We start from the raw sequence: 7,884 nt of genomic DNA, 5'->3' as shown, positions 1-7,884 counted from the left end.
GCTTTGCTTTGTACTACTTTTTAAAGCATTGCTAATAAAGGCAATTTTTTGTTTTTCACAATATTCTTGAAGGGCTTTGTAAGTTTTGTTTCTAAAATTATTTTGAGCTATATTTTCTTTACCAAATACCTCTCCATGATGAAAATGCACTACTGTTAAGTGTATTTTTAAAGCTTTTTTTAATTTTTGATGGAGGGCTAACATAGCCATAGAATCTAAACCACCCGATACCGCTAAATAAATGCTAGACTCCACAGGAAGTTTTTGATTTTTATAAAAAGATAATAACTGATGCTCTAAATGACAAAACATAATAATTGGAATAAAATTAGCTTATCCATAAAGCTGTTTTACTCTTTTTTTGAAAGATTTCATCATAGTTTTTAAATTAACTTCTACTAAAGTTTTTTCAATAAGTTTAGGAGCAAAAAATTTTAATTTCATCTCTACTTCGTAAATTACATCTGTCGTTCCTTTTTTGGTTTTAGATTCTTTTAAAACCCACGAACCCTCTAAAGATTTAAAAAGTAACCCAGACTCTAAAGTCCAAGTAATTTCTTTATTCTTTTTTTCTTTTACTCGCAGCTGATAAGTAACATTTTTAATAATTGCTACTGTGTACTCAATAATTTTATAAGTTTTTGTAGATTTTAAAATACTAATACCTTTTACATCTGCTAAAAAATCAGGATAACTTTCGTAATCTGATAAAATATCAAATAGTTGCTTGGCAGTGCACTTAAAATTTTCTTCTTTTTTAACAAAGGCCATAAAACTTCCTTTTTTTACCTTTCCTAGTAAACTTTAACACTGTATCTTAAGTCTTTGCTTAAAATAGCGTAATTAGCTAATAACATAGCTTGCATTTCTTCAGACACCTGCATTATTGCCTTTCCTTTATCTAAAATTTGTTTTTTATCTTGAACACTTAAACTATTTTTATTTAATAAAGAAAAAACTTGCTGCAACTGATCTGAAAAATAAAACATAACCTCTGCAAGTAAAGCATCTTGAAGCCTATAGTTTTTAATTACTTTTTGTAAAGAAATAAAACTAGAACTTCTTTCTTTCCAACAAATTTTTAGTTGATTAAAAAAAACAATTAAATTATCCGAAACAATATACAAAGATTCTGCATACTGATTTAAGTGGTTTAATCCTACTTTTTTTTCTGTCCACTTATCTTTCTCTATCTGCTTTTTTTTTAAATCTAAATCAACCTGCGCATAAAGTTGCTTTAAATTATTTGTGTGCTGTTTTACATAAGCTATAGAAGCAGTCATTAAATCTTTTTCTGCTTTAAAATACTTAGTAACAAAAGAAGAATTACACACTTGTGGGTTAATATTTTTTGGAAGCGAAACAGAAAAAGAAAAGCTTTGCCAATACACGGGTTTAACAGAGCTAGAAGAGGGCAAAGCCACTGCCCCTGCGCGTACAGGCCATATAACGGCTATAAAAACCAGCCATCGCAAGAATAACTGAAATACACTTAATAACATAAGCTTATTTTGTACTTAATTACCCAATAAAAACAATAACCTTTATATTTTTTTCAAAACTTTAAACTATGTTCTGCTTGAATATAACGATGCGTTTTTGTTTGCGAACGAAAAACCACAGAATGGGTCTGCACCCTACCTTTGCCTAAGTGTCGAACCCCTTTTAAAAAAGGACCATCGGTTACCCCTGTAGCTGCAAATAATACAGGCCCTGTTGCTAATTGCTCTAAATGATAAATTTTATTATAATCAGAAATGCCCATCTTGCTGGCTCTTTGTTTTTCTTCTTCATTAGAAAATAGCAAACGGCCTTGAAAATCTCCATCTAAACATTTAATAGCCGCCGCAGTAATTACTCCCTCTGGAGCCCCTCCAATACCTAAAAGCAAATCAATACCCGAGCCTTGCGTACAAGTAGCAATACCTGCAGAAACATCTCCATCATCAATTAAGCAAATACGAGCACCCGTATCTCTAACTTGCTTAATCAGCTCTTCATGGCGAGGTCGCTCTAAAACCACCACGGTTAAATCAGAAATTGGCTTCTTTAATTTTTCACTTAAAATACTAATGTTTTTGGCAGGCGTGTTGTCTAAACTTAAACAGCCTTTGCCTTTAGGCCCACAAGCTAACTTATCCATATAAATATCGGGAGCATGTAGTAAATTACCTTTTTTGGCCGCAGCAATAACAGAGGTAGCACCCACCCCTCCCTTGGCGCAAATTGTGGTTCCCTCTAAAGGATCTAAGGCAATATCAATTTCGGGGAAAATTTCTGTATTTTGAATTTTTTTTGCTTCTTTTGTGTGAGCAAAACCCACAGGCTCTCCAATATAAAGCATAGGTGCCTTATCCCTTTCGCCTTCTCCAATAACCACTTGGCCTTTCATTAAAACCGAATTAAATGCCGTGCGCATGGCCGTTACCGCAGCTTGGTCGGCCTGCTTTTCGTCGCCTCGCCCCATCCAACGCGAACTAGCCAAGGCAGCGGCCTCTGTTACTCTAACAAACTCTAAAGCTAAATTTCTATTCATAATAATTACTTATTTTTTAGAGGACAGACCCCTACGATTTTACTTCATAGCCAGCAGCTATCCAGTCCATCATTCCTGAGTCTTTAATGCAGTATAAATTAGTAAGGCCTGCTTCTTGTAATATTTGAGCAGCCACTTGAGACCTTCCCCCAGACCTACAATATACATAAATTTTAGTATATTTTTTTAATTGCTCGGCCTGTTTGCCCACCTCTGTATGAGTAATGTTTATAGAGGAGGGAATTCTGGCTTCTGCAAATTCGTCAGGACGCCTAACATCTAGTAACAATTCCCCTTCGGGAACATTTTTATATATTTTATAGATTTCATCCATTTGCATAACAACTCCCCTGACTTTTTTACTTTCTGTATTTAATAACTAGCTTCGTGCTTAATGTCTACTATTTAGTTTTAAAAAACCTGATAAAGGTTCCATAAGCCCAATAAAAACAAAGAACCTGCCAATAGTTTTTTTAACACAACCGAGGGACATCGTTTTGCAAATTTTACACCTACAATAACCCCTAGTATTCCTATAATTAAAAATTGTAATAAAAAATACCAATCTAATTTTAAAAAATTATTTAAAGGTTGGCTTTGGTAATAAAAAAATAACGCTATTATAGAATTTACCACACTTAAAAATAGACTAGTGGCTACAGCTACAGAAAGTGGTAAAGAAAATGCTACTATAAACAGTGGCGTCATTAAAAAGCCTCCACTGACACCAAGGATTGCAGACAAAAACCCCACAATATAACTACAGCATAAAAAAAAGAAAATATTCACTACACGGGCTTTGCTACTTAACTGCTGCGTGTTTGCTCTTCGCCCTACTTTGTCTTTATATAATCTATAAAAAATTAAGCCCACTGCAATAAAACTCACTACGGATAATAATATCACACGCCAAAACTCTATAAGACTTGTAGAATAATGGACACCAAAAGAGGAACCTAAAGCGGCTAGCGGAAAAAATACGGCCGCTTTTTTTATAGAAATATCAGAAATGCGGCTCCAACCAGCAACACTGGAAAAAACCATCCCTATAATTAAGGACATTAAAACCGCAGAGGTAAAGCTATCCCCTTTTATGTATAATAAAACGGGCAAACTTAAAAGGGCTGGGCCAAAACCCAAAAGGCCTACTACTCCACCAATCCCTAATGCACAAAATAAAATCAGCATTTTTTCCTAAAATTACAAAAGTAAATTTTACTTTTTATTACCACTATCTATTGCCCCCATATTCCTCTTTTTAACCTATCAGAAACAAAATTTTAGCTCAAATATAAAAAAATATTTTTTTTTACTTCCCTCTTGAAGAACTGGTAAATTATGTGTAATAGATACATAAGAATATCAATATTTAACTAACAAAAAAAGGTGTTTTTTATGTTTAATGACTATTTACTAGCTTTCCTTGGAGGAGGCCTTATAGGGCTTAGCTCTATTTTATTATTATTATTTCATGGGCGTATCGCTGGAATTAGTGGCATGCTAAAGGGCAGTTTTATTAACAATGCCCCCGACAAAGGCTGGAGAATTTCTTTTATATTTGGCTTAATCATTATGGGCTTGTTACTTAACATTCAACAACCACAATTATTTTCCATTAACTCTTATTTAAATTACTGGGGAATAGGATTATCAGGATTATTAGTGGGAGCAGGTACTTACCTAGGTAATGGTTGTACCAGTGGGCATGGTATTTGTGGGTCTAGTCGCCTTTCTATTCGCTCTCTTGTGGCCACTGTTACTTTTATTGTTTCAGGAATGCTAAGCGTTTGGATGATGAAAACATTTTTTTAAAAAATAATAAATAGGAAAATTTTTTAACTAACTAATAAATAAATAAATAGGAAAATATGAAAAACACTATACACAATATTATCGCAATTAACTTAGGTTTACTTTTTGCAACAGGTTTAGCCATTTCGGGAATGACTAAACCGCAAAATATTATTGATTTTTTAGATGTAACGGGTAACTGGAACCCTCTTTTACTACTAGTAATGGCTGGAGCAATTCTAGTTTATATGCCCGCCTATTATTTAGTTATAAAAAAGAAAGATAAACCTTTACTAGATGAGGAGTTTTTCATACCTCCTCAGGGAAAAGTGGACAAACAACTAATTATTGGCTCTATTCTTTTTGGTACCGGTTGGGGAATTTCTGGTTTTTGTCCAGGCCCTGCTTTAACTAGCTTTCTTATTAACACTCAAGCAATAGTATTAGTTTTTAGTTTAATTGCAGGTATGTTTTTAGCTAAATTTGCACTGCATTACAAAAATCATTGTTGTAAAAAATAGCAGCTTTAAAGGTAGAGGACATGGAAGTAAAAGAATTTTTTGAAAAAATAACCGGAACAATTAGTTACATTGTTTATGACCCGGCAAGCAAAGATGCTTTAATTATAGACCCTGTGCTGGATTTTAATTCTACAGAAGGTACTTATAGTACAACCAGTTTTAACGAACAAATGGATTACATTAAAAGTAATAATTTAAAACCCTCTTTAGTTTTAGAAACTCATGCTCATGCCGATCATATTAGTTCCTCTCAATTTTTTAAAAAAGAATTTCCTAATATTTTAGTAGCTATTGGCAAAGATATTACAGAAGTACAAAGCGTATTTAAATCGATCTTTAAACTTTCCCATTTAGCCACCGACGGCAGTCAGTTTGATAAATTAATTAAAGATCAAGAAGAGTTTTTTGCAGGGTCTATAAAAATTAAAGCTATTCATACCCCTGGCCACACCCCTTCTTGCCTTAGTTATTTAATAGAAGACAAAATTTTTGTTGGCGATAGTATTTTTGTTCCAGAGACAGGAACTGGTCGTTGTGATTTTCCAAAAGGAGACGCAAAAACTTTATTTCATTCTGTAAAACAAAAACTATACACTTTAAATGAAGACACCAAAGTTTATGTAGCTCATAATTATCCAGAAAAAGGCGAACCTCTTCATTTTCAAACCACTATTAAAGATTTAAAAGAAAACAATATTCACATAAAGGAAGATACTAAATTAGAAGATTTTTTAAAATTTCGAAAGGATAGAGACAAACAATTAAATTCTCCAAAATTATTATTTCAAAGTATTCAAATTAATATCAATGCTGGTAAATTTGAGACTGATGAAAATGGCAATGCTTTTTTAAAAATGCCGATGTTTAAGGGGTAGATAAAAAATATTTACTTACATAATTGTAAATACTGTGTGGCTTTTTTTTCTGCATCAAATTTACTAATAAACTTATCTGTTATAAGTGGTGGATTTTTAATTACTTTTTTAATATTTTTTGAAAACTCTTCTACGCTATTAACAGGGGATAAAAACGGGCTTAACTCCTCTACCAAAATCTCTACAGGCCCTGTGCAACTGGTACTAATTACTGGGACCCCTAAGACAAGCGCCTCTATTAATACCATGGATAATCCCTCAAATTCAGAACTGAGTACTAATGCTTTTGCGTTTTTTATATAAGGATAAGGGTTTGGACAAAAACCTTTAAAAATTACCTGACCTTCTAAACCTAAATCTCGAACTAGCTTTTTACAGCTTCTACCATGTTTAGTATTAAAATTTCCTATTAATAATAATTTTTGCGTAACCTGTGATTTCTTATAAGCTTGAATTAAAAATTTATGCCGCTTCACTCTTGAAAAGCTGCCAACATGCACAATATAGTTGTTTTCCACAGGAACATACTCATCTGCTTGCTTTCGAATGTCTAAAAAATTTACAGGATTATAAATATACTCTATATTCTTTGGTTTCAACCCTGTACTTAACATAGATTTCATAACACCTTTAGACACTGTAATTATATTTTTTTTCCTATATAACTTTTTAATTAGTAAAGAGTACTTTAATTGACACAATAACTTAGTAATAAAAACCTTTTTCATTTTGCAATTATTTAACAAACTACTATGAATACAAAAATACAAATTTTCTACCTTTATATACTGACAAATTTTATCCGTAACAACGTTATTAGAAATAAATAAATCAAATTTTACACCAATTTCTATTACCTTTTCCTCTGTAATTCTTGCTAAATCTTTATATTTAAACTTTTTAGTTAAATATTTTTTGTGATTTAAAATATCCAAAATATGAATATTATATTTAATATGTTCAACACAGTAATCTACTCCATTGCCCAGTACTACAATATCAACTCTATGCCCCATATTTGTTAAAGCACTTGCCAAGTTTAAAACAACTCGCTCAGCTCCTCCGCCTTTTAAACTATCCACAAATAAACAAATGTTTTTCATTGTAACTTCCTAAGTTTTACCTACACAAATTTCCTAGTTTAATAGACAATCGCCAAAAAGGTCGCTTTAGTTCTCTAAAAAATTTTTTCCACCACTTAATAGATTTAACTTGAATAGTAGTTCCACCTACTAATTCTTCAGAATGACAAACATAAGACTTATTTAAAGAATAAACAGAAACTTTATGTTGATAAATTTTTTGTAGCATTACATCTATAGGGGCTAAATAATAAGGCATGGCTTGGTTAATATTTTTAGCAGCTATTTTTCCATAAATTCTTCCTGTTGTACCAAGAGCTGGTGTGGAAAATTGTTGCATAAGTACATCTTTAAAAACAGGTACACTAGTTTTTTTCCAAAACCCCGACCTTCCAGAGATATCTAAAATACTGGCGGTATCTAATTTAGATAAAATAGCTTCTATATTTTCAAAAAAGTCATTTTTAATTAAAATATCATCTTCTAATAAAATAGCATAATCTTCTTTTTGATTTTCTATTAAAGAAAATATTTTTTTATAACTTAAAAATAACCCTAACTCCCCTGCTAATGGTGAAGAAAAATGAGAAAACACTGTTCTTTTATTAAGCTTTATTACAGTATTTTCATCTAGCTGCCTGCCGTTAACCGCTGATACTCGAATAGCTTGCACTCCCAATTTATGAAATTGATTTTCCATAAAATTTTTTCTTTTAATACTAGTGTCTAAATTAATATAATAAATTTGATAATTCACAAAATTAATTTCCTTTATTTTTAATTAAAAGATTTTCCCAATTTAAAGTGGTTTTGCATATAAATTCAATGTTATCATGTTGAGGAAGCCAGTTTATGTTATTTTTTAGCTTTTTTGTATCAGACACCATGGTAACAATGTCTCCCTCTCTTCTTTCTGCTATTTTAACGCTAAAGTTTATCCCACTTACCTTTTTCATTGTGTTAACAATTTCTAAAACACTATAACCATGCCCATAACCACAATTAAAAATTTCACTTTTGTTTTGATTTAAAAAATTTAAAGCTTTAATATGAATATCTGCTAAATCACTAATATGAAT

12 protein-coding genes are annotated in these 7,884 nt (G+C 31.7%); 3 read left to right on the top strand and 9 right to left on the bottom strand.

The features are described from left to right. The 6 genes from HAW63_05040 to HAW63_05015 all read right to left on the bottom strand — a co-directional run. The coding region (locus HAW63_05040; protein ID MBE8163334.1) for a hypothetical protein at positions 1 to 312 on the bottom strand (312 nt) is incomplete at its 3' end. Between the two features lie 21 nt (positions 313 to 333). Beyond that, entirely contained in the window at positions 334 to 771 is a 438-nt protein-coding gene (locus HAW63_05035) for a polyketide cyclase (protein MBE8163333.1), read from the bottom strand. Positions 772 to 794: 23 nt separating this feature from the next. After that, positions 795 to 1,502 carry a hypothetical protein gene (locus HAW63_05030; protein ID MBE8163332.1) on the bottom strand — a complete coding sequence of 236 codons (708 nt, stop codon included), beginning with the start codon at positions 1,500 to 1,502 and terminating at the stop codon, positions 795 to 797. A gap of 53 nt (positions 1,503 to 1,555) precedes the next feature. Further along, positions 1,556 to 2,536: a class II fructose-bisphosphatase gene (gene glpX / locus HAW63_05025; protein MBE8163331.1), complete on the bottom strand. Its 981-nt coding sequence runs from the start codon at positions 2,534 to 2,536 to the stop codon at positions 1,556 to 1,558. A gap of 31 nt (positions 2,537 to 2,567) precedes the next feature. Then, positions 2,568 to 2,870 (bottom strand): rhodanese-like domain-containing protein, encoded by a 303-nt coding sequence (locus tag HAW63_05020; protein ID MBE8163330.1) that lies wholly within the window; start codon positions 2,868 to 2,870, stop codon positions 2,568 to 2,570. A gap of 77 nt (positions 2,871 to 2,947) precedes the next feature. Further along, positions 2,948 to 3,724: a sulfite exporter TauE/SafE family protein gene (locus HAW63_05015; protein MBE8163329.1), complete on the bottom strand. Its 777-nt coding sequence runs from the start codon at positions 3,722 to 3,724 to the stop codon at positions 2,948 to 2,950. A gap of 207 nt (positions 3,725 to 3,931) precedes the next feature. Here HAW63_05015 and HAW63_05010 point away from each other — a divergent pair, with 207 nt between their 5' ends. From HAW63_05010 to HAW63_05000, 3 genes are read left to right on the top strand one after another with little or no spacing between them, the layout of a single operon-like run. Beyond that, positions 3,932 to 4,348 (top strand): YeeE/YedE family protein, encoded by a 417-nt coding sequence (locus HAW63_05010; GenBank protein ID MBE8163328.1) that lies wholly within the window; start codon positions 3,932 to 3,934, stop codon positions 4,346 to 4,348. Positions 4,349 to 4,404: 56 nt separating this feature from the next. Continuing rightward, the gene (locus HAW63_05005) at positions 4,405 to 4,848 is read left to right on the top strand and encodes a YeeE/YedE family protein (GenBank protein ID MBE8163327.1); all 444 of its coding nucleotides are present in this window, start codon (positions 4,405 to 4,407) and stop codon (positions 4,846 to 4,848) included. Between the two features lie 20 nt (positions 4,849 to 4,868). Next, complete coding sequence (locus tag HAW63_05000) at positions 4,869 to 5,723, top strand: MBL fold metallo-hydrolase (protein MBE8163326.1); 855 nt, start codon at positions 4,869 to 4,871, stop codon at positions 5,721 to 5,723. 11 nt (positions 5,724 to 5,734) lie between these two features. Here the strand turns inward: HAW63_05000 and HAW63_04995 are convergent, their stop codons facing one another. From HAW63_04995 to HAW63_04985, 3 genes are all read right to left on the bottom strand, one after another. Next, complete coding sequence (locus HAW63_04995; GenBank protein ID MBE8163325.1) at positions 5,735 to 6,826, bottom strand: glycosyltransferase; 1,092 nt, start codon at positions 6,824 to 6,826, stop codon at positions 5,735 to 5,737. Between the two features lie 16 nt (positions 6,827 to 6,842). Continuing rightward, positions 6,843 to 7,562: a glycosyltransferase family 25 protein gene (locus HAW63_04990; GenBank protein MBE8163324.1), complete on the bottom strand. Its 720-nt coding sequence runs from the start codon at positions 7,560 to 7,562 to the stop codon at positions 6,843 to 6,845. 4 nt (positions 7,563 to 7,566) lie between these two features. Then, positions 7,567 to 7,884, bottom strand: a 318-nt coding sequence (locus HAW63_04985; protein ID MBE8163323.1) for a UDP-glucose 4-epimerase GalE, incomplete at its 5' end; no start/stop codon positions are given.

It is taken from the genome of Pseudobdellovibrionaceae bacterium, from assembly GCA_015163855.1.
Lineage (GTDB): Bacteria > Bdellovibrionota > Bdellovibrionia > Bdellovibrionales > UBA1609 > JAAOIH01.
The sequence above is the reverse complement of the archived record's forward strand: the minus strand, read 5'-3'. Positions and strand labels throughout refer to the sequence as shown.

Coding starts and splice junctions, on each gene's coding strand:
- HAW63_05035 (MBE8163333.1), bottom strand. CDS start 771: ATGGCCTTTGTTAAAAAAGAAGAAAATTTTAAGTGCACTGCCAAGCAA.
- HAW63_05030 (MBE8163332.1), bottom strand. CDS start 1,502: ATGTTATTAAGTGTATTTCAGTTATTCTTGCGATGGCTGGTTTTTATA.
- glpX (MBE8163331.1), bottom strand. CDS start 2,536: ATGAATAGAAATTTAGCTTTAGAGTTTGTTAGAGTAACAGAGGCCGCT.
- HAW63_05020 (MBE8163330.1), bottom strand. CDS start 2,870: ATGGATGAAATCTATAAAATATATAAAAATGTTCCCGAAGGGGAATTG.
- HAW63_05015 (MBE8163329.1), bottom strand. CDS start 3,724: ATGCTGATTTTATTTTGTGCATTAGGGATTGGTGGAGTAGTAGGCCTT.
- HAW63_05010 (MBE8163328.1), top strand. CDS start 3,932: ATGTTTAATGACTATTTACTAGCTTTCCTTGGAGGAGGCCTTATAGGG.
- HAW63_05005 (MBE8163327.1), top strand. CDS start 4,405: ATGAAAAACACTATACACAATATTATCGCAATTAACTTAGGTTTACTT.
- HAW63_05000 (MBE8163326.1), top strand. CDS start 4,869: ATGGAAGTAAAAGAATTTTTTGAAAAAATAACCGGAACAATTAGTTAC.
- HAW63_04995 (MBE8163325.1), bottom strand. CDS start 6,826: ATGAAAAACATTTGTTTATTTGTGGATAGTTTAAAAGGCGGAGGAGCT.